Raw genomic sequence first — 20,126 nt, forward strand, 5'->3', positions numbered from 1 at the left:
GACGGCGATAGGACCTCCCAATGGGCCCGTTTCCGGCCCGCCCGCCCGGACATACTGCGAATCGAAAGATGCTGTCAGCCGCCCCCATTCGACGCAGTAGGGACCCGACCATGGCCGAGACGTCATTCTTCGACCGCGCCTTCGCGCCGTTCGCGGAGTTCGCCACCGAGAATCCCGACTACGGCAAGCTCGCCGATATCGCCAATGCGGCCGTGCCGTTCGGCGTGTTCACCGGGGTGCGAGTCACCGAGCTGAACGGCGAGCGGGCAATCGCGGAACTGCCCGACAATCCCGAGCTCCGCAACCACGTCAAGACCGTGCACGCCGCGGCCCTGTATCTGGCCGCCGATATCGCCTGCGCCGTGGCCTTCGTCGGCGCCGCCGCCCCCGATCTCGGCGAGGTCGAATGGATGGTGGTCCGCGACTCCCGCTCGGTCTACTTCAAGCCCGCCATCGGCCGCATTCGCGCCATCGGCACCGTGGACACCCGCGATATCCGCGCCATTGCCGAGCGCACCGAGCAGACCCGCTTCGATGTCGACAGCCGCGCCATGCTCTACGACGACAATGACGTCCTCGTCGGCAAGGTCTCCTTCGACTACGTCTGCAAACTCGCCGCCCGCCGGACCGCCGCCGTCTGATCAGGAGCCGCGCCATGTCCACACCGAACAAGACCGCCGACTCCGGCGAGATCCGCAAACCCTCGGAATTCAGCACCCTGGAAGCCCTCCCGGTCACCGTGCCCAGCTCCGACGTGTCGGCCGCCGACTCCTTCGTCATCCGCCTCCTCCCCGCCGCCGACCCGGCCGCTCCCGTCGTGCTCGTGCTCCCCGCCATCGCCATGAAGGCGAAGTTCTACCTGCCCATCGCCAAATCCCTGCACGCCGCCGGACTATCCACGGCCACAGTCGATCTGCGCGCCCAAGGCGAGAGCACCCCACCCCTCGGCGAGGCTCCCGACTACGGCTACCGCCAAATGCTCGAAGCAGATCTCCCCGCCATCCTCGACACCCTCCGCACCCGCTTCCCCGAAGCCCCCCTCTACCTGCTCGGCCACAGCCTAGGCGGCCAACTGTCCCTCCTCTACGGCTCGGCCCACCCAACCCAACTCGAAGGCATCATCACCATCGCAACAGGCGTCGTCTACTGGCGCGCCTTCGAACCGAACCGCTGGCTCAGCGTCCTCTACGGCAGCCAGTACGTCCGCATAGTCTCGAACATCAAGGGCCACTGGCCAGGCGGCAAGGTCATGGGCGGCCCCATGGCAGGCGGCGTCATGATCGACTGGTCCCGCCACGCCCTAACCGGCAACTACAAACCCGCCGGTTCGAAACTGAACTACGACCGCCTACTACGCAGCCTTCCTATACGCACCCTCATGATCTCCTTCGACTCCGACCCCCTCGGCCCGAAGTCCACCGTCGACCACCTCGCCCGCCGCCTGAAATCGGCCACCCCAACCCGCTGGCACTTCACCCCCGACTCCAACATCAAGAACCTAGACCACTTCGCCTGGATCAAGGACAGCCCCACCCTGGCCCCGAAACTCGCCCAGTGGATCCACCAAACCCCCTAACCCCCTTCGCCGAGCAGGTACTGGTGCAGTGAAATTCCGACAAATAACTGCACCAGTACCTGCTTGGCTGTTTGCCCCAGTGGCACCGCGAGAACGGAGGCGGTTCGTCCAGCGAGGGTCACCGGGGTCATGACACTGCCGACCTGGCTAGGATCGGGCGCGATGCATGTGGATTTGATGATGGATTCGTTGAACGGGTTGTCGGTGGGGGATGCGGTGGGGGCCGAGTTCCCGGTTCTGCGGAGGGGGATCGCGGAGCTTCAGCAGGGTGAGTTGCCGGATGGGCGATGGCAGTGGACGGATGACACCGAGATGGCTTGTGCGGTGGTCGGTGAGCTGCTCGCATTCGGGGAGATCGATCAGGATCGGCTGGCGGCCTCGTTTGCCGAGCGGTTCGATGCGGGGCGCGACTATGGATTCATGACGGTGGATTCGCTGGGGCGGATTCGTCGGGGTGCGCATTGGCGGGACGTTTCCGCGGCGGCGTTCGGCGGGCAGGGGTCGTGTGGGAATGGAGCAGCTATGCGAGTGGCTCCATTGGGGGCGTTCTATGCGACTGATCCGGAAAAGGCTGTGGCCGAGGCGGTTCGATCGGCGCAGGTTACGCATTCGCATGCAGAGGGGGTCGCCGGTGCGGTGGCCGTGGCGCTGGCGGCGGCGGCCGCCGGGCGCGCGCGTCTCGACGGAATCCGGCCTGCGCCACAGGAATTCCTCACCACCGTGCTCGACGGGCTCGGCAACGGCGAAACCACTCGCCTGATTCGCCGTGCGTACACCTTGCTCGGGGCCTCCGCCGAGCAGGCGGCCGCAGAACTGGGCAATGGCACCAGGGTGACCGCGCAGGACACCGTGCCGTTCGCCCTGTGGGTCGCGGCAACGCATCTCGGCGACTACCGAGCCGCCGTCGCGACCTGTATCGCGGTAGGCGGCGATACGGATACGACCAGCGCCATTACCGGGGGCATCGTCGCCGCCCACACCGGCTCCCTGCCGGGTGGGCTCCCACCGGCGTGGATCACCGCGCGCGAACCATTGCCCGACTGGCTCGACAAGATTCGGCCGCTGCGGCGCACCATGCGGGCGCCGGGGCGCTTCCGGCGCTGGCTGACCGGCGCTGGGAGGCACTGAGGTCTGCCGGTTCAGGTGGTTGTCGCGCCGCCTAGGGCGTAGACCATGAGGAACAGGGCGAGCAGGAGGCAGCATCCGCAGGTGATCAGGCGGCCGAGGCCTAGTCGGACCGATTCGTGCCACACCACCGGATCGGCCTTCATGCCCACGATCAAGGTGATGATCTCTGCTGTCAGCAAGACCGAGATGGCGGTCGCCTCCCATTCAGACAGGACGAAGTAGGACAGCAACTGGGCGGCGGCGATCATGAGCAGGATGATGCTCACGCGCAGCCGGATTCGGGGGTCCGATGATGCCAGCAACCAGCATGCCAACGGCACCAGCACGATCAGAACACCCATATTGCACCCTCCCCGAGTTGTACTGCTCAGCAATGTATTCAACGCACGGCCGAAGCTCATGGTTTCCGCGGTCACGCCGGGGGTATCTTCGGCTGCAGGGAGAGATCGTTACTCTGGGGGGGAGCCGATGTGTACGCCGCTGCTGGAATCCGCACATCTGCGGGAATAGGCCCGCTATCGAGAAAGACTACGACGACATCGGCGAATATCGTCGGTCGCGCTGCTGGTCGCGTCCATGCCGTCGATCGTGCTGGCGGGCGTGCTCGTCGCCCGCGTCGGTGGGTTGCTCGGGCACTGGGGAACGGTTGTCCTCGTCGTACTGTGGCTGTGTTCCGGTGTGCCGATCCTGATGATCGGCAGGGGCGTCGAATCGGTCCGCCCGGATGTGCGGACCCCCGATTGGACTCCCGCTCAGGCCAATCGGCTCCTCCCGGCGTGGCGGGATGTCGTCGCGGCCGCCGGTATTTCCGAGGACGACTATGTGGTGATGCTCGAGAAGAGCCGTGAAGTTCAAGGCTGGGCCATGTTCTTCCGGACCATCAGAGTGACGACCGGGGCCGTGCGGACGCTGCACCGTCCGCAATTGGGCGCACAGCTCGCCCACGAACTCGGCCATCTGCTCAGCACCCGCCGACAGAGCGTGGCCTTGACGGTCGGCTGGTTGTCGGCGCCGCTGTACTTTCCGCCGAGCCTGGTGTGCTGCGCCATCGCCATACCGGCCGGGCTCGCGGGCGACGGCCCGCTCAGTCGCATGGCCGCCGCCCTGGGCTCCGCCCTGTATCTGCCCGCCCTGGCCGGATTTCTGCTCCTGGTATTCGACCCGCGCACCGCGGACATCGCCGCCGCCCTCCTCATCACGCAACTACTCGCCCGGCGCCTCGTCTGCCGCCGCGACGAGCGCATGGCCGACCGGGTGGCGGTCGACCTCGGCTTCGGCGACGGCTTGTCGGCCTATCTTCGCGAACACGGCCGCGACTGCCACTTCGGTTCCCCGGCCCGCGCGTGGACCATGCGACTGTCCTGCTTCCTCGCCGCTCCGCTGTCGACCCATCCATCGACCCGCCGCCGGATCCGCTCGATCCACTCGCGGATGAGGCGCCGGGAATCGGGTCAGCGTTCCAGCGGGGTGGGGATATAGGTACAGGCGGCGGAGGGGAGGCGGGCGCCGGTGGAGCGGAGTTGGGTTACCCGCGCGGCCAGGGCGGTGCCGCGCATGAGGTGGCTGGCGAGGTCGGCGGCGTGGCGATTGGGGGCGGGGGCGAGATAGGAACCCGCGGCCCAGGTATTGAAGGCGCCCATGGCCGGACCGCACCAGACTTGGTAGTCGGGAATGCGGTCCGGATCGCCGGTAATGCTCCAGGCCGAGGACAGGCCCAGGTACCAGCGAAAGATCAGGGCCATCTTGCGTTTGGGATCGGATTCGGCCCGGGCGATCTGGTCCGGATCTCGGTCGGTGAAGTAGGTGACGCAATTGGACCAGATGTCGTCGAGGGGGCGTTGGAAGGTGCGCTGCTCGAGGTGAGCGCGGTCGGCCGCCGGGATGGCGTCGATGCCGGGATGGGCGCGGTAGGTGTCGTAGAGCTGTTTGGCTCGGGCGGCGAACAGGGTGCCGCGTTTGAGGACCTGGACTTCCACTCCCATTTCGAACATGTCGGCCGAGGGGGCCATGGCGCAGTCGGTGCTGGATGCCGTGACCAGGAGCTGCTTGGTGGAATCGGATTGGGCGGCTTCGACGCTGGCCTGGTTGATGGAACCAGTGACGACATAAGCCGCGCCCAGGGCGAAGGCGGCGTGTGCCGCGGTGGGGGTGCCGATACCACCCGCGGCGCCGATGCGGACGGGACCGGCGTAGCCGAGTTCGTGCTGGATGCGGTCGCGCAGCGCGATGAGTTCGGGGAGGAGGACGGTCAGGGGGCGGCGATCGGTGTGGCCGCCCGAATCCACTTCTGCCGTAATGTCGTCCGCCATCGGAATGCGCCGCGACAGATCGGCCTGCTCCTGGGTGACGAGCCCGGCGGAGACCAGATCGCGGACCATCGGTTCGGGGGCGGGGCGCAGGAACAGCTCGGCCACCTCGGTGCGGGAGACCTTGGCTATCACCTTGTTCTCGGCGACCACCCGCCCGTCGCGAACGGCCAGACCGGCGAGGCGGTAGTGCACCACCTGCGGTGTGAGACTCATGAACGCGGAGGCTTCGATACACCGGACCTGGTGGCGCAGGCAAAGATCCACGGTGGCGCGCTCCATGGCGAGATCATTGGGGCTGTGGATCAGATTGCAGGCGAAGGGCATACCGGGAGCGGCTCGGCGAATCTCGCTCAATGCTTCATCAACCCGTGCGGGCAGGACACCGGCCGCACCGAACGAGGCCAGCACGCCGGTGCGGGCCAAGGCGATGACCATGCGGGCCGAGGCGATACCGTTGGCCATCGCTCCGGCCATATACGCCAGCCGGACACCGTGCGCGCGGCGGAATGCCGCATCGCCCAGGGACTCCGGGCGGATGGGCGGGACGGCGGTCAGCACCCGGGCGGCGCGGGCGACCACCGGATCGTTGGTTGCCGCGACACCGGATTCGCTGCGCACCAGGAAGAATGGATCATCCAGGCGCAGCAGCGCATCCCGGACGATACGCACGTCATCGGACAACTGGGCGGGGACCGTGCTCACCACGGTTGCGCTCCTTCCTCACGCAGTTCGACTGCGATATCGCTGAGTTCGTAGATCCGCAGGCCGGGTTTCCACATGCTCGCTTCGCCGACCACGCGAATTCGCCCCGGGCGCTGTTGGATTCGCTTCAGATGCACTTCGAGGGTGCATTCGCCATCGGTGGGCAGGAATTGGCCGCGGTATTTCCAGGTGAAGGGCAACCCGGCGGGGAGGACGAACCCGGGGTCACGCATGCCCTCCCCTAATCCGCTGTCCAGCAACCATTCCTGCATGGCTTGAATACAGGTTTCGATACCGAACGAGCCGGGGATGACCGGGTCGCACCGGAAGTGGCGGGCGAAGACCCAGTGCGAAGGGTCGATCGGCTGGACCGCATGGAGATAGCCCTTGCCGAAGATACCGCCGTCGTCGACCACCTGCACCCGATCCAGCAGGGCGAGGTGATCGCGGGAGACGAGTCGCGCGTTCGGGTCGGCGCGGCGGGCGGCGATATCGATGGTTCTGGTCGCGGGCCGCACCGGCTGACTGTCGAGCCAGGTCGGCACGTGACGACCTGCGTCCAAACCGGTCTGGTTCGCCATGGCGGCATCACTGAAGTAGCCGAACAGGGTCTCACCCTCGTAAAACGGTTCGCCGTCGACAGTCCTCGCGTACGCGAACGACTGCAGGGTGGAGCCCGGCATCGGCGAGGTGGACAACAGCTGCGAATGCTCGACGATCGTCGTGTCCCGCAGATCCACCTCACGCAGCACCGTCGCCGTGCCGCCCAGATTCCGCAGGCTCACCGTGGCATCCGGATCGGCGAGCGTGGGGCCGAGGTAGTAGCCGAGCAGCAGAGCGGCCTGGAGCGAGGTCTCCATATAGACGCAGTTGGGCATGGATGCGTTCGCCGTGTCCCGGTAATACCAGGAATCGGCGGGCGAGTCGTATTCGGTTGTGTGCGAACCACTGTCGAGAACACCTCGAGTGCCCGACATCTCCATGAACCGGTCGACCAGCAGCAGACCGCGATCCGGCGGCCGGGTGGCCTTGCGCGCACTGTTCGGCGTGAACTCCGGTCCCAAGCCGATACCCTGATCGCCCCGGCACATCTGGGCGAGATGGAATTCGCTGAGCAGCGCGCGGTCACCGAAGCGGCCCATCCGCCCGAGCCAGCGCGCGGGGACTCCGCCGAGTTCCGGGCCGATGGGGACGCCCGGCTTCTCCACGACCGCCACGGTCACACCGCGTACCCGGCCGAGTGGGGAGCCCGCGACCGAGATTTCCGCCTCCACGCGGAGATAAGGCCGCGGTACCAGGTCGATTTCGGTGACTTCGAGAACCAGGTCGAGATCACCGGAGCCGAGCGAGCCAAGCTCCACGCGGACCGGCTGGACGGGCAAACCGGGTGCCTCGCACTCGAAGGTGGCATCGGCCAGGCACAGCTGGAGGCCAACGGACAATGCGTAAATCTGCGCCGCTTGAACGACTGCCTCGACCACAGCGGCGCGGTCCGGCACCGAGAGCTCGAGTCGGGCGGCCAAACTGCCGCTCCCCCACGCCCCGCCGTACAAGGCGAGACCGCTGACCGCCACGACCGCCGAACCGCCCAGACGGATGTCCGGATTCGCGCCATCTTGCGCATAATCCGGACCGAACACCGCGGCAATGTCACCCGCGGCCAGTCGACCCAAGGCCGTGGCGTCCAATTCCGTGACCGCCGTGCGGGCAAGCAGTTTGAACCTGGCCTCGCTGTCCACGGGCGTCGGCCCGGCCGCAGCGGTCGGCGGCTCGGCAACGAACTCCGGCCCGGCCATGGATCCGGACGCATGCCCATCCATGCGCAGAGCTCTGCGCTGCAATGCGGTTTGCGCCCGCAACATCTGCTCGTGCGAGCGCACCACCGCTAACCGCATCTCGCGCACCAGGTCCGCGACACTCCCACCGGCAGCTGAGCCCAGCCGATCAACCGCAGTCGAGGAGGCCGAAGTATCGGATGCCCCCGCTGCGAACACCGCGGCCGCAGCCACACGTCCGGGCGACTCCCCCGGCGCGACGGACGCCGACTCGTCCGGCTCGACCGGTGGCAGCAGCGCGGCTGACGCTCCGGGCGCAACAGGCGCGACCGGCGGGGCCGCCGGTGCGGGCGGCCCGGCGGGTGTCGTCCAGGCGAGGGCGTCGAAAGGTTCTCCGACGAAATCGAGTTCGGTCATTGTCACCGCGCTGTCTCCGTTCGCCAGTGCGCCACCGATTCGGCGAACTTGGCTGCCATGGCCGGTGTCGCCACGAACACCAGCTCGTCTAATCGCACCAGGACCGCGCCGTCCGGATCGGTGGCCGTCGCGGTGGCGGTGATGCCATTGGCATTTCGGCGCACGCCGTCGACGGTGAGGAGGAAGTCCGCGTCGCCAGGGAGCGGCGCGTAGTAGTCGGCCGCGCCGATGGCCAGCGGCAGGCAGGCCTGGCCGAGCAGGCGGCCGCCGAGGACCGACGGGCCTTGCAGCAGGACGTCCGCGAGGACCGGACTGTGCAGGGCTCCGGTGTATGCGCCCCCGGCCACCCGGACGTCGGTCAGGCGGCATTGCACGACCAGGCGCTCATCCGTGAATTCGAGGATCTGCCGCAGCCCTTGCAGGCGTGGGCCGTGGAACTGGGTGGCGCTGGTGTAGATGGATTGGCCGTCCACGGCTCCGATGCCGGAGGGATGGGGTGGCCGCGGGGGTGCGGGTAGCACATCCGCAGCCAGTTCCAGGGTGGCCGCGTAGTGGGAGATGGGCAGCGGGCGACCGCTGTCTCCGCGCGCCACCGCATCGACGATCACGCGATCGCCGTCGACACGGCCCGCGGACAGCTCCACCCAGCGGGGAATGTCGGGGCCACCGTCGAACACGATGCCCTTGTTCACCTGAAAGTCGCGCACCCGGATCACCCGGAGGCCGGGGTGCGCCCGTTCGGCGACATTGATCAACCAGCCGAGCCCGAAGGTCGCGGGCAGCACCGCCTGCGCACCAATGCGGTGATCTTGAATGACCGGATCATGCTGCACCGCAGCCACTTCCCGGCGTGCGATCCGCGCCGACGCGGGAATCGGGCCGGTGCCCGCCAGCGCCGGGGGCTCCCCGATCAATACCCGGCCGTCGCCCCGGTGCGCTTCGCAGAACTCGTCCACGAAGGCGCGCGCCCCAGTCACCGGATCGAGCAACCGCACTCCCCGCGAAGCGAACAAAGCGCGCAACTCCGGAGTGACCATCCCGCCATCCCAAGCCGCCCAATCGATCGCGACCCCGTGCCGCCCGGGATGCCGACGCCGCCAACTCGCGACGAACCGCGCCAGCGCCTCGTTCGCAGCGGCGTAATCGGCCTGCCCCGGATTGCCCAGCAACCCCGCAATGGAGGTGAAAACCACCAAGTGCCGCAACCGATCCGAATCCACCGCATCGAGAACGGCCCCCAGCCCCCGCAGTTTCGGCGCGAACACCCGGCCGATCTGCGCAACCGTCTTGTCCGCCAGCAGCGCATCCGCGAGAACGCCCGCCCCGTGCACGATTCCGGTCACCGCCCGATCGGCCAGCGCGGCCCGAACCGCATCGGCGTCGGTGACATCCACGGCGAGATAACTCGCCCGCGCACCGGCGCGGCGCAGCCTCTCGAGCGTCCCACGAATCTCCCGCTGCGCGACCAATTCGCCATGCAGCCGCTGAATCTCACGCGGAGCAGGTCGCCCTCCCCCGGCCCGCAACTCACCGATCACCGCACCCTTGAGGTCGGCCGCATCCACTCCCGCAGCCCAAGCGGGCTCCTCCGAAAGCTCGGTCCGCCCGAGCAGAATGAACTCCGCCGCACGAGCTTCAGCCAGCGCCGCCACACACAACGCAGTCACACCGCGCGCCCCACCGGTCACGACGAACACGTCATCGGCCTCGATCACCGGCTCCGCCGCCTCCAACTCGACCACGGAACCGTCGACAGGATGCCGATACCGACCAGGAACAACAGTCCGCCGTCCCCCCGTCGACATCCACCCCAACCTCGAGCGTGTCGACCGCCGAGTCATACAACTCGGCCAGCACCGCCGCCACGACCCGACCGGCATCGACCCGCGGATCCACATCCACAGCCCGGCAAAACAACTCAGGCGCCTCAGCAGCAAGAGTTTTCACCACACCCCCCACACCCGCCAACAGCCCAGCCTCGGGCTCAGCAGCCCCGGTCAGCCCGAGCCCACCATCGAGGCGGGTCAGCGTGACGAACGCCGTGCGACCGCGAACAGCAGTCCCCAGGTCTCTGTGTGTCGCAGCCGTCGATGCGCCGACCGGACCCTCAGCACCGACACCAGATTCCCCACGGCTCTCAGCAGACGTCAGCGCCTCGGGACGATCCCCGCCATCCGCTACGGCCCTGCTCACCCGGTGGCTCTCATCAGATGCCTGTGCCTCAGCAGGGCTTTCGACAGCTGCATCTGCCGCGTCACTGCCGAATCTCCTGTGGCTGTCAGCAGCCGTCAGAGCGGCTCGACCGTGTTTCGCCAGCAGGATGGACTCGGTGAGCTGACGTTCGGCCCCGAGCCAGGTCGGCTCGCCGTCGAGCACGACCAGTACGAGATCAACAGGCTCGCTCAGCCTTTCGCTGATGGCCCGTTCCACCGACTCCAGCTCGGCACCGACCTGATCGGTGGGCGACAACTCTCGGGGATTGGCGGCGGGTAGGCCGATGCGGCGCACCGTCCAGCCCAGGTCCTCCAGTCCCGCAATGAGTTTCGCAGCGTCCTGGCCACCGTGATCGGTCACTACCGCCACCGGGTCGGCGCGAAAGGGGTGATCCATGGGGTCGATCGCCGGGAGGTCGACGAGGGTGACCGGGTGACGGGGAGTTGCGGTGGGGCCGACGGCCGAGCTGGGCTCAGTGGTCGGCGACGGGGCTTTTGGGTCGACACCACCTGCCTCTCCGACTAGGATGTCCACCATCTGGTCGAGAGTTCGTAGTTCGCCGAGCATTTCGGGGCCGATCAGCGGGAGGGCAGGGAAACGTTCCTGGACTGCGCCGAGGACCTGGACCCGCTTGATGGAGTCGACGCCGAGGTCGGCTTCGAGATCCATGGTGGGGTCGATCAGGTCGGAGGGGTAGCCGGTCTTGCTGGCGACAACCTCGACCAGGGCGGCCCGGACGGACTCGGCATTCAGGGCGTGGCCGTTCGAGCTGGGCGGGGTGGATTGATTCGGCTGTGCGACAAAGGGTTCCGCCACAGGTTCCGCCACAGGTTCCGCCACAGGAGTGGAGGCGGCGACCGAGACTGGTGCCGTCGTGGCCACAGGCCCGACAGTGGGCGTCGTCGAGGCGGCCTGGGCAGTGGTCGATGCGGGCGCAGGCACCTGGGCGGCAACAGCCTCGGGTGCGGCGATCGTGGCAGCCGACGACATGGCCGTCTGTGCGGCGAGTGCGGATCCTGGCACGGCGGTCTGGGCCGCGGGCAGCTGGTGGGGCGCGGCAGGGGCGGCGTAAACGGCGGGCGCGGCCAGGTAGGAGATCGGGTCGGACCAGGTGGCCGGGGCAGCCCCGAGTTCGAGTTCTGCCAGGCGGGCGAGGACCTCGGCGGCGCGTTCGTGGGCGTGGCCGATGGCCACGCTCTGGTCGCGGACCGACGCGATGATGTGCGGGAGGTTCGGGTCGTCGAGGCCGTGCTGGGCGATCAGGCCGACGACGCTTTCGGCGACGGTCAACTGGCTGTCGAGGTAGCGGGAGTGCAGGGCGAGGTGTTGGGCGGCCGGATCCTCTCCGGGGTGGTTCCGGGGCTGGGGATGGGCGGTCATCGGATGTTCCTCCTGAATGCTTTGTGCCACAGCGCCATTAACGGAGACCGGCGCCAGTGGGGCGACCGGATCGGCTGTGGGTCGGGCGGCGAGTTCGGCGACGCGGTAGCCGTCGCTCAGACCGTCCTGGTAGGCGGCGCGCCGGGCGGGCGAGATGTACTCGGGCGCGGAGAGGGTGACAGTCATACCTTTGCGCGCGGGCTCTTCCGGAATCGGCGCGTCGTAGCGGTTGATGCCGGTCAGCTCGGCGCCCAGGACGGCGAGGTGTACGGCGGCCTGTTTGAGGGCGATATCCGAATCACCCAGCGGGCCACTGTCGGTCGGGATGGCGATGACATCGGTGTCGGGCAGGATGGCGCGAACCAAGCCGGTGAGAACCTGCTTGGGGCCGAATTCCACGAAGACGGTCACGCCGTCCGCATGCATGGCGCGAACCGCCTCGACGAATTCCACCGGTCGAAGAAGCTGCTGGGCCAAGGTGTCGGCATTGGCGTCGGCATCCGACGCGTACCCGGCGCCAGGACTGTTGGCGTAGACCCGCGCGGCGGGCGCGCCGATGCTGGCGGTGCGCAGTGCTTCTCGGAATTGCTCGACCGCGTGCCCGACATAGGGCGTGTGGAAGGCCGCGGAGACCGGCAGCCGCCGCGCGGTGATGCGCTGTTCGGCGCACACCGCCACCAGCGCGTCCACGGCCTCCGTCCCACCACCGACGACCACCTGATCGGGCGCATTGTGGTTGCACACCACGACATCCGACGTCTCCGCGAGCGACTTCTCGACCACGTCCCGGCTCGCCGCGAGCGCCGCCATGGCACCGCTGTCAGCGCTGTCCCCGACCGGTGCCATGGCCGCGCCCCGCGCGCCCGCCAGGCGGAAGTAATCGTCGGTGGTCACCGCGTCGGCGGCCCACAGGGCGGTGAGCTCACCGAAGCTGTGTCCGAGGAAACCGTCGCACCGCAAACCGAGTTCGCGCAGGAACCGGAACTGCCCTGCCGACAGGGCACCGATCGCGGGCTGCGCGTATTCGGTGCGCCGCAGCGTAGATTCCTGCTCCTGTCGCAACGCCGAGTCGAAGATCGTCGGCGGGAACGCCGCCCTCGCCAACCCCGGACTCCCGCCCGGGAACGCGGCATTCGCCTCATCGAAGGCGGCGGCCACGGTGGGCACATTCACCACCGCCTCCAGCCCCATATCCAGGTACTGACTGCCCTGCCCCGCGAACAGCGCACCGACCTTCAGCCCCGCCACCGCCGAACGCCGGTAGTACACACCCTGCGGCAGCACCCAATGGTCAGCGCTCGCACCATCCCCCACGTCCGGATCCGGTCGCTCGCCCCCGCCAGCCGACAGCGCCGCGTCCCGGACATGCGCGTCCAGCGGCTCGACACCTGCCTCATCCGACAGCTGTCCGGCTCCGACCGGCGTGTCCGTGCGATCGACGCCCAGATCAGCCGACGGTTTCCCGCCCCCGGTCTGTGTGTCCGGGCGGTCGATCACGGGATCAGCCGACGACTGGCCGCCTCGGGCCTGGGCGGCTTGCGGGGCGGCTGTCAGCCCCGCTGACAGCCGCTCTATTGCCAGGCCGCGCAGTCGGTCGGCTGTGCTGTCTTCTGTCGCAACGAATCCCAGGCGGGCGTGCGAGGCGGGGATCGGTCCGCCCTCGGCGGCAGGGACGCCGGAGGTCAGGAGGGCCAGGAGGGCGGCGGGGGTTGGGGCGTGCCACAGGTGGGCGCGAGCCGTGCGGTGCAGGTTGCGCACGGCCGCGCGGTCGTCGTCGTATTCCTCGAGGACCATGTGGAAGTTGGTGCCGCCGAAGCCCATTGCGGAGGCGGCGGCTCGGCGGACCGGGTGGCGTGGGTCGCGGATCCAGGGGCGGAGTTTGACGTTCACGTAGAACGGGGCCGAGTCGAAATCTATGCCGCTGTTGGGTCGTTCCACGTTGATGGTTGGCGGAAATACCTTGTGGTACAGGGCCAGTGAGAGCTTCATGACGCTCGCGGCGCCCGCCGCGCCCTTGGTGTGGCCGATTTGGGACTTCACGCTGCCCAGCGCCGCACCGTGGCGGTCGGCGGCATTGTCGGTGAGCAACTCCCGCAGGGCGGTCAGCTCGGTGCGGTCGCCTACGGCGGTGCCGGTGGCGTGCGCCTCGAACAATGCCACCGATGCGGGTGAGCAGTCGGCGTCTTCGTAGGCGCGGTCGAGGGCGATGCGCTGGCCCTCGGCGCGCGGGGCGTAGATGCTCTTGGCGCGGCCGTCGCTGGAGGAGCCCAGGCCGCGGATGACCGCGTAGATGCGGTTGCCGTCGCGTTCGGCATCGGCCAGGCGGCGCAGGGCGAGCATGCCGATGCCCTCGCCGAGCAGGGTGCCGTCGGCGGCGTCAGAGAAGGGGCTGATCTTGTCCGTCTTGGACAGCGCACCGACCTTGCCGAAGGACATGTACACGAAAATGGTGTTCTCCGTGTCGACTCCGCCGGTGATCATCATATCGGCGCGGCCGTCCACGAGTTCGGCGATGGCCATGCGCATGGCCGACAGCGAGGCGGCGCAGGCGGCGTCGACGGTGCAGTTCAGACCGCCCAGATCGAACCGGTTCGCCACCCGCCCCGCCACCACATTGGCGAGGAAGCCGGGGAAGGAGTTCTCCTCCCACGGCGCGAACGCCCGCACGTAGCGGTCGGCGATCTCCTCGGCGTCGGCCTGGGGCAGCCCCGCGGCCCGCACCACCTCTTCGAGGACCGGAGTCGACAGCCGCGCGGCCAGCGGATGCATCAACGGCACCGGTCCGGTGGTGCCCAGCACCACGCCGGTCCGCTCGGGCCGATACCATTGCCCGGCTTCGACCCCGGTGTCCCACAGCAGATCTCGCGCAACCATCAGGTTCAGCGTCTGCATGGTGCTGGTCACGTCGAGCTGATTGGGCGGCATGCCGAACTCGAGCGGATCGAATTCGACGTCCGGCAGAAAGGCCCCGCGCCGCGAATACGTCTTGTCCCGCGCTTCGGGATCCGGTTCGTAGTAGTCGGATACGCGCCAGCGCGATTCCGGCACCTCGGCGGTGCAGTCCAGGCCGTCGACAATGTTCTGCCAGTAGTCCCGGTGATTGCGGGCCATGGGGAACAAGCTGGACATGCCGACGATCGCGATCGGATTGTCGGCCAAGCGCCGTCCGATGCGCGTCATTTCCTCGCTCACGTTCTTCCTTCCTAGCTGGCCCAGGCCATGGCGGCGGGCATCCCGGCGGTCGCCAGCAGTGCGGCGACCTCCCGGGCGAACCACTGGTGCCCGCGCGGGCTGGGGTGCAGGCCGTCCGGTGACCACATATCCGGATCGGCCCATTCGGGGATGGTGGTGACGTCCAGGCACAGCGCTCCGGTGCGGGCGGTGGTCTCGCGCAGGGCATCGTTGGCCCAGTCGAAGCGCGACCGCAGCAGCGTCCGGAATGCCTCGGGGACAGGGAGATTGGCCGGGATATCGGCGTAGGTCGCGGTGAACACCACGGTGTCCATCCCGGTCAGGTGATCGAAGATGGTGCTCAGATTGCGTCGGAAACGCTGGGCGTCGAAGTCGCCGACGAGATCGTTGACGCCGACCACGACGCCGATCACCGGCGCCTTGTTGGTGAGGGCACGGAACAGCTGATCCTCGACGACCTGCTGTGTGGTGGCTTGGTAGGCGCCCAGATTGCGCACCGAATCCCTGGGCAGGGCCAGTATTTCGGCCAATCGGGGCACCCAGCCGTACCAGTCGCCGCCGGGTGCGGCATCGCCTCGGCCTTCCACGAAACTGTCGCCGAGCGTGGTGAGTCTGATCGCGGGCATGGCACTCGTCTCCGGTTCGAAGGGGTCCGATCAGGACGCGGTTTCGGGGTACATCCGATCCGCGCCCGGGGTTCCGGCCGCGTCGTAGAGGCTGGTCAGGTGATCGGGAGCGAAGAATTCCTTACCGTGCATACCGCCGCCGATGAGGGTGAAGAACCGGCTCAGGCCCAGTTCGCTCTCGCCCGCGGCGCGGAAGACGGTCTCGTAGAACGGCGGCGCCTTCAGCTCGGAGATCATGCAGGTGAAGTTGAAGGTGTCGGCGGTGTGCTCGTCACGGTAGGTCTCGTACTCGCGCACGGCCTCGTCGATGGGCTGCTCCCCGGCCAGTCCGGCGTGCAGCTTGTCGGCCAGCACCTCGGCGTAGATCAGGGCGTCGGAAATGCCCCAGCCGGTGAACGGATCCTTGTGGTATCCGGCATCGCCGACCAGCGCCCAGCCGGGCCCCGCGGAGCGGCGGTAGTAGTTGTCCGGGTAGCGCATGGCGCGGAATCGTTCGACGCGTTTTCCGCTGTCGCGCAGCTGCTCACCGAAATCCGGGCGGATCTGATCGAACACCTGCTGGAAGTTGCCCTCCACATCGGTGCGGAAATCGGCGAAGCGATCGATCTTGCGCATGACGGTGACCAGATGCTGATTGTCATTGGTCGGCCAGGCGCCGAACTGCTGCAGATCGAATCCGGTCCAGTGGTGGAATTCCCAATCCAGGCCGTCGTAGTAGCTGTAGTAGACGAAGCAGGACGCCGGGAGCACCTTGTGGTATTCGGCCTCGACCAGATCGCCGATGGTGGAATTGCGGCCGTCCGCGCCGACCACATAGGCGGACCGGAATTCCTGTTCGGCGCCGTCGGCGGCATTGCCCTGCACACCGATCACCCGCCCGTCCTCCCACAGCAGCCCGGTGACGGTGAAACCCTCGATCACCTCGGCTACGGCCTGGCGGGCGGCATCGACCAGCAGGCCGTCCAGCACGGTGCGCCGCGGGGCATACACCTCATCGATGCCCTCGACCTCGGCGAACCCGCGCAGCGTAATTCCGGTGTAGGAGAAGTTGAGCCGCCGGATGGGGGTCACGCCGGTGGCGACCAGCTTGTCCAGCAGGCCCCATTCCTTCAGCCGCGCCACACCGACCTGGTGAATGTAATGCGTGGAGACGGTATCGCTGGGAAAGGTCACCCGGTCGACCAGCAGCACGCGATGGCCTTTCCGGGCGAGCAGCATGGCCACGGGCGAACCGGCGCAGCGAGCGCCGACCACGATGACGTCGTACATGGAATTTCTCCCTGTGATTTCAGAAGTGAACTAGGAGTGATAAAGAGCCGCGATATCGCCCGCGTAGGCCTGTTCGATCACGACGCGGCGCAATTTGAACGAGGGCGTGAGCTGACCGTTCTCGACCGTGAAATCACCGGCCACCAGCCGGAATTCGCGAATCGATTCGGCCCGCGAGACCAGCGAGTTGGCGTCGTCGATCGCCGCCGCCACCGCGGCCTTCACCTCGTCGTGCCGATGCCAGCCCTGCTGCGGCACTTCGAGATTCCGCTCGATGGCCCACGCCACCACGGCGGCGGGATCGAGGGTGACCAGCGCGGTCACGAACGAGCGCGCCTCGCCGAGCACCATGCAGTTGCTCACCAGCGGGTGCAGCCGCACCCGGTCCTCGAGCGGCGTCGGCGAGACGTTCTTGCCCCCGCTGGTCACCAGGATCTCCTTGCGACGGCCGGTGATGTAGACGTAGCCGTCCGCGTCGACGGCACCGAGATCGCCGGTGTGCAAACAGGTTTCGGCCGCGATGGTGTTCGGCCAATAGCCGGGCGAGGTATTGAGCCCGGACACCAGCACCTCGCCGTCGGCGGCGATACCCACCGTGGTGCCGGGGACCGGGCGGCCCACGCTGCCGTGCCGGTTGGCGTGCACCTCGTTGATGGTCACCGCCGTCGCCGATTCGGTCAGCCCGTACGCACCCAGACTCTGGATGCCGACTCCGGCGTAGAACGCGTCGGTGGTGGCGTCGAGGGATGCGCCACCGCTGATCACGTACCGGCACTGGCCACCGAAAACCGCTCGGACGGCGGCGAATACGGTGTCGTTCAAGCTGCGATGCCGCCCGGCGAGGCCGGGATCGACGGCATCGGACTCGAACAGCGCCCGCCCGTAGTCGACCGCGACCTGTTCCGCGGCGGCGCCGATGGCCCCGCGGCAGCGCTTGCTAATCTTCTCCAGCCCGTAGGGCACCAGCGCCAGGAAGGTGGGGCGGAACCCGGGCAGTGCCTCCATCAGATCCGGAATGCCCGCGAGCAGAACGGTTTTGGATCCGCCGTGCAGGCAGGTCAGGAGCACGGTCCGGCCGAAGATGTGCGAGAGCGGCAATGCCAGCAGAGTCGCGGCGTCGGGGGCGCGGAACAGCTCGGGCAGATGCCGCACGGTATTCGCCGAGGAAGCGAACATTTTGCGATGCGTCAGCACGCAGCCCTTGGGCATTACCGTGGTCCCGCTGGTGTACACGATGGTCGCCACGGCCTCGGCCCGCACCACCGCACCGCGTCCGGTGAAGGCATCCATCGAGGCGATCGCACCGGGCGCGTCGGTGAGCAGCCGCACCGGCGCGCGCCACCGCGCCTCGCCCAGCCGCGCCAGCACGTCACGCTGCTCGACGGTCTCCGCGAACCCGTACGCCGCACCGGAATCGGCCAGAATATGCGCGATCTGCTGCTCGGAGGCGGTCGGATAGACCGGCACCACGATCGCGCCGATGCTCAGCGCGGCGAAGTCGGCGACCACCCACTCATAGCTGTTGCGCCCCAGGATGGCCACGCGATCCCCGTGCCCGACACCGGATTCGATGAGCGCACGAGCGAGTGCGACGACATCACCGCGGAATTCACCCCAGGCGATCTCGTCCCATCCGCTCTCGGTGCGGCGGCACAGGATCGGCCGATGGGGCGTGCGCTGCGCACCCTCGGCGACAACATGGAACAGGCCGACCTCATCCGGGAGCACATCGGCGTCGGCACGGCCGTGGGAGACCGCCGACAGATCGGGATCGTCGACGGATGTGGACAGCAACACGGTAACCACCTAATTGTTTTCATCGACTTCGGTGCTCGCCGCGCGGATCGGAATTATCCGGCGGCCAATATCCGATCGAGTTGTTCGAGGGTTTCGGTATTTCCGCGGTGCACGATCGCCTGCCAGCCGACCGCTGCGGCGGCCTGGCAATTGCGTTCACTGTCATCGATGAGCAGGCAGCGCGCGGCGGGCACGCCGAGGACGCCCTCGGCAATGCGGAATATCTCGGAATCAGGTTTGCGGACACCGTATTCGTGCGATCGCACGATCGCCTCGAAAACGGTGGCATCGGGAATCAGCCGGGCGCGATAGGGTTCCCATTCACGCACGCTATTGGTGAGCATGGCCAACCGGCGCCGCGCATCGGTGCGCAGGACCAGGGCGTCGCACAGTTCACCATTGAAACTGCGCTCGCCGTACCATAATTCGCTGAAGCGGCCGAGATCGGCGTGCGGCCGCCAGTCCGGGGCCAGCCGCGCCGTCACGCGGGCGCCCCATTCGATTTCGTTCAGGCAGCCGGTCTCCAGTGGCGCCAGTCCGTCGCCGCCGAATTCGGCGGCGACGGCCGTGCAGGCCCGCAGCAGCGTTTCGGCGGGGACCGCGCACTGCGCGGCCACCCGCTCGAATACGTCCGCCACCGGGTCGGTGAGCACTCCACCGAAATCGCACCAGATGACCAGTTCGCCGATCACGAACTCAGTCTCACCGCGCCCACGCCGCTCGGCAATGCCGAGAATTCATTCGCTCGGTTGGCGATTCCTATTGCACCAGACCGGATTCCATCCGCATTGCGGATTCCAATGGCCGCGCCGATTCGATGCAACCGAGGAAGGAGCGCACGATCGGGCGGGTGTCGTCCGAACGCCACACCACGCACAGTTCGACCGTCGGCACCGGATCGTGCAGTGCCACCATGACGGTCTGGTTGTAGCCCGCGGCGGGCGTGGCCCCGGCGCGCAGCGAGGACGCGAAGCCGACCATGGGTTTGACCGACACCATGATGGCCGTGGCATTGGGATCGTCGAGCTGATGCTCGACATTGAGCTTGATCCCGCTGCGTTCGGCCGCATTGTGGATGGCGTCGTACATGGCCGGGCACTGCTGGCATTCGAACAGAATGCAGGACTGGCTGGCCAGCTCGCTGAACGGGGTCCGCGAGCGGCGCGCCCAGCTGTGCCCGCGCCCGACCACCGCCACCAGCGGCACTTGGATCATTGGGCGGCAATGGAATTCGGTCGAGGCCGGTCGTCCGTAGACCAGCCCCACATCCAGTGCTCCCGAGGACAGCGCGGCCAGCTGCGGGCCGGTGCGCTGTTCCACCAGGTTGATATTGACATTGGGGAGAATGGCGTGCATCCGCGCCAGCGCCGCAGGCAGAATGCGTTGTCCGGCGGCGAAGTTGTACCCGATGCGCAGGGTACCGGCGCGGCCCAAGGCCACCTCCCGCACCGCCGAACGGGCCTCTTCGGTCTGGGCGATGATGCTGCGCGCCAGGTCGCACAGCACCTCCCCCGCCGGTGTGAGGTTGACCTGGTGGGAGCTGCGCTCCACCAGTTGGACACCGACACTGCGTTCCAGCCGCTGAATCTGCTGGCTGAGTGAGGGTTGGGCCAGATGTAGACGGGCAGCCGCGCGACCGAAATGTAGTTCTTCCGCCACGGCCAGGAAAGACACCAAGAGTCTGAGCTCCATGCTTACCTCCCCTTCGGGATGGAGATCAGCGTATCCGGTCCGCGTAACG

The 20,126-nt window shown here is 67.8% G+C and carries 14 protein-coding genes; 4 read left to right on the plus strand and 10 right to left on the minus strand.

Going from position 1 to position 20,126, the window contains the following annotated elements:
* Window positions 1-110: 110 nt before the first annotated feature.
* The 3 genes from NC4_RS24500 to NC4_RS24510 all read left to right on the plus strand — a co-directional run bounded on the left by NC4_RS24500 (window position 111) and on the right by NC4_RS24510 (window position 2,704).
* Window positions 111-641, plus strand: a complete 531-nt coding sequence (locus tag NC4_RS24500) for a PaaI family thioesterase (RefSeq protein ID WP_067542478.1) — start codon at window positions 111-113, stop codon at window positions 639-641.
* Window positions 642-655: 14 nt separating this feature from the next.
* Window positions 656-1,576 (plus strand): alpha/beta hydrolase family protein, encoded by a 921-nt coding sequence (locus NC4_RS24505; protein WP_067542481.1) that lies wholly within the window; start codon window positions 656-658, stop codon window positions 1,574-1,576.
* 162 nt (window positions 1,577-1,738) lie between these two features.
* The gene (locus NC4_RS24510) at window positions 1,739-2,704 is read left to right on the plus strand and encodes an ADP-ribosylglycohydrolase family protein (protein ID WP_245721888.1); all 966 of its coding nucleotides are present in this window, start codon (window positions 1,739-1,741) and stop codon (window positions 2,702-2,704) included.
* An 11-nt stretch (window positions 2,705-2,715) separates the two neighbouring features.
* Here NC4_RS24510 and NC4_RS24515 read toward each other — a convergent pair whose 3' ends face one another.
* On the minus strand, window positions 2,716-3,045 hold the full coding sequence (locus NC4_RS24515) for a hypothetical protein (protein WP_067542484.1): 330 nt from the start codon (window positions 3,043-3,045) through the stop codon (window positions 2,716-2,718).
* 235 nt (window positions 3,046-3,280) lie between these two features.
* On the opposite strand from NC4_RS24515, the gene NC4_RS24520 reads away from it, so the two are divergent.
* Window positions 3,281-4,183: a M48 family metalloprotease gene (locus tag NC4_RS24520; protein ID WP_067542486.1), complete on the plus strand. Its 903-nt coding sequence runs from the start codon at window positions 3,281-3,283 to the stop codon at window positions 4,181-4,183.
* Here NC4_RS24520 and NC4_RS24525 read toward each other — a convergent pair.
* The 9 genes from NC4_RS24525 to NC4_RS24565 all read right to left on the minus strand — a co-directional run bounded on the left by NC4_RS24525 (window position 4,156) and on the right by NC4_RS24565 (window position 20,077).
* Window positions 4,156-5,718 carry a PfaD family polyunsaturated fatty acid/polyketide biosynthesis protein gene (locus tag NC4_RS24525; RefSeq protein WP_067542488.1) on the minus strand — a complete coding sequence of 521 codons (1,563 nt, stop codon included), beginning with the start codon at window positions 5,716-5,718 and terminating at the stop codon, window positions 4,156-4,158. The genes NC4_RS24520 and NC4_RS24525 overlap by 28 nt on opposite strands.
* Entirely contained in the window at window positions 5,712-7,907 is a 2,196-nt protein-coding gene (locus NC4_RS24530; RefSeq protein ID WP_067542491.1) for a hotdog family protein, read from the minus strand. The genes NC4_RS24525 and NC4_RS24530 overlap by 7 nt, the downstream gene beginning before the upstream one ends.
* A gap of 2 nt (window positions 7,908-7,909) precedes the next feature.
* The gene (locus NC4_RS24535) at window positions 7,910-9,649 is read right to left on the minus strand and encodes an SDR family NAD(P)-dependent oxidoreductase (RefSeq protein WP_067542494.1); all 1,740 of its coding nucleotides are present in this window, start codon (window positions 9,647-9,649) and stop codon (window positions 7,910-7,912) included.
* Window positions 9,606-14,693 carry a type I polyketide synthase gene (locus NC4_RS24540; RefSeq protein WP_084529733.1) on the minus strand — a complete coding sequence of 1,696 codons (5,088 nt, stop codon included), beginning with the start codon at window positions 14,691-14,693 and terminating at the stop codon, window positions 9,606-9,608. Before NC4_RS24540 ends, NC4_RS24535 begins: the two co-directional genes overlap by 44 nt.
* Before the next feature lie 11 nt (window positions 14,694-14,704).
* Window positions 14,705-15,319, minus strand: a complete 615-nt coding sequence (locus NC4_RS43135; RefSeq protein WP_067542499.1) for an SGNH/GDSL hydrolase family protein — start codon at window positions 15,317-15,319, stop codon at window positions 14,705-14,707.
* A 30-nt stretch (window positions 15,320-15,349) separates the two neighbouring features.
* On the minus strand, window positions 15,350-16,588 hold the full coding sequence (locus NC4_RS24550; protein ID WP_067542502.1) for an NAD(P)/FAD-dependent oxidoreductase: 1,239 nt from the start codon (window positions 16,586-16,588) through the stop codon (window positions 15,350-15,352).
* A gap of 30 nt (window positions 16,589-16,618) precedes the next feature.
* Window positions 16,619-18,385 carry an AMP-dependent synthetase/ligase gene (locus NC4_RS24555; RefSeq protein ID WP_245721889.1) on the minus strand — a complete coding sequence of 589 codons (1,767 nt, stop codon included), beginning with the start codon at window positions 18,383-18,385 and terminating at the stop codon, window positions 16,619-16,621.
* 53 nt (window positions 18,386-18,438) lie between these two features.
* Window positions 18,439-19,077 (minus strand): HAD-IA family hydrolase, encoded by a 639-nt coding sequence (locus NC4_RS24560; RefSeq protein ID WP_218021279.1) that lies wholly within the window; start codon window positions 19,075-19,077, stop codon window positions 18,439-18,441.
* A gap of 67 nt (window positions 19,078-19,144) precedes the next feature.
* Window positions 19,145-20,077 carry a LysR family transcriptional regulator gene (locus tag NC4_RS24565; protein WP_067542505.1) on the minus strand — a complete coding sequence of 311 codons (933 nt, stop codon included), beginning with the start codon at window positions 20,075-20,077 and terminating at the stop codon, window positions 19,145-19,147.
* Window positions 20,078-20,126 lie beyond the last annotated feature (49 nt).

The organism is Nocardia crassostreae, from assembly GCF_001613405.1.
Classification (GTDB): Bacteria; Actinomycetota; Actinomycetes; order Mycobacteriales; family Mycobacteriaceae; genus Nocardia; species Nocardia crassostreae.

Excerpts from the sequence above, each read along its gene's own strand:
- NC4_RS24500 (WP_067542478.1), top strand. The coding sequence starts at position 111 with ATGGCCGAGACGTCATTCTTCGACCGCGCCTTCGCGCCGTTCGCGGAG.
- NC4_RS24505 (WP_067542481.1), top strand. The coding sequence starts at position 656 with ATGTCCACACCGAACAAGACCGCCGACTCCGGCGAGATCCGCAAACCC.
- NC4_RS24510 (WP_245721888.1), top strand. The coding sequence starts at position 1,739 with ATGCATGTGGATTTGATGATGGATTCGTTGAACGGGTTGTCGGTGGGG.
- NC4_RS24515 (WP_067542484.1), bottom strand. The coding sequence starts at position 3,045 with ATGGGTGTTCTGATCGTGCTGGTGCCGTTGGCATGCTGGTTGCTGGCA.
- NC4_RS24520 (WP_067542486.1), top strand. The coding sequence starts at position 3,281 with ATGCCGTCGATCGTGCTGGCGGGCGTGCTCGTCGCCCGCGTCGGTGGG.
- NC4_RS24530 (WP_067542491.1), bottom strand. The coding sequence starts at position 7,907 with ATGACCGAACTCGATTTCGTCGGAGAACCTTTCGACGCCCTCGCCTGG.
- NC4_RS43135 (WP_067542499.1), bottom strand. The coding sequence starts at position 15,319 with ATGCCCGCGATCAGACTCACCACGCTCGGCGACAGTTTCGTGGAAGGC.
- NC4_RS24550 (WP_067542502.1), bottom strand. The coding sequence starts at position 16,588 with ATGTACGACGTCATCGTGGTCGGCGCTCGCTGCGCCGGTTCGCCCGTG.
- NC4_RS24565 (WP_067542505.1), bottom strand. The coding sequence starts at position 20,077 with ATGGAGCTCAGACTCTTGGTGTCTTTCCTGGCCGTGGCGGAAGAACTA.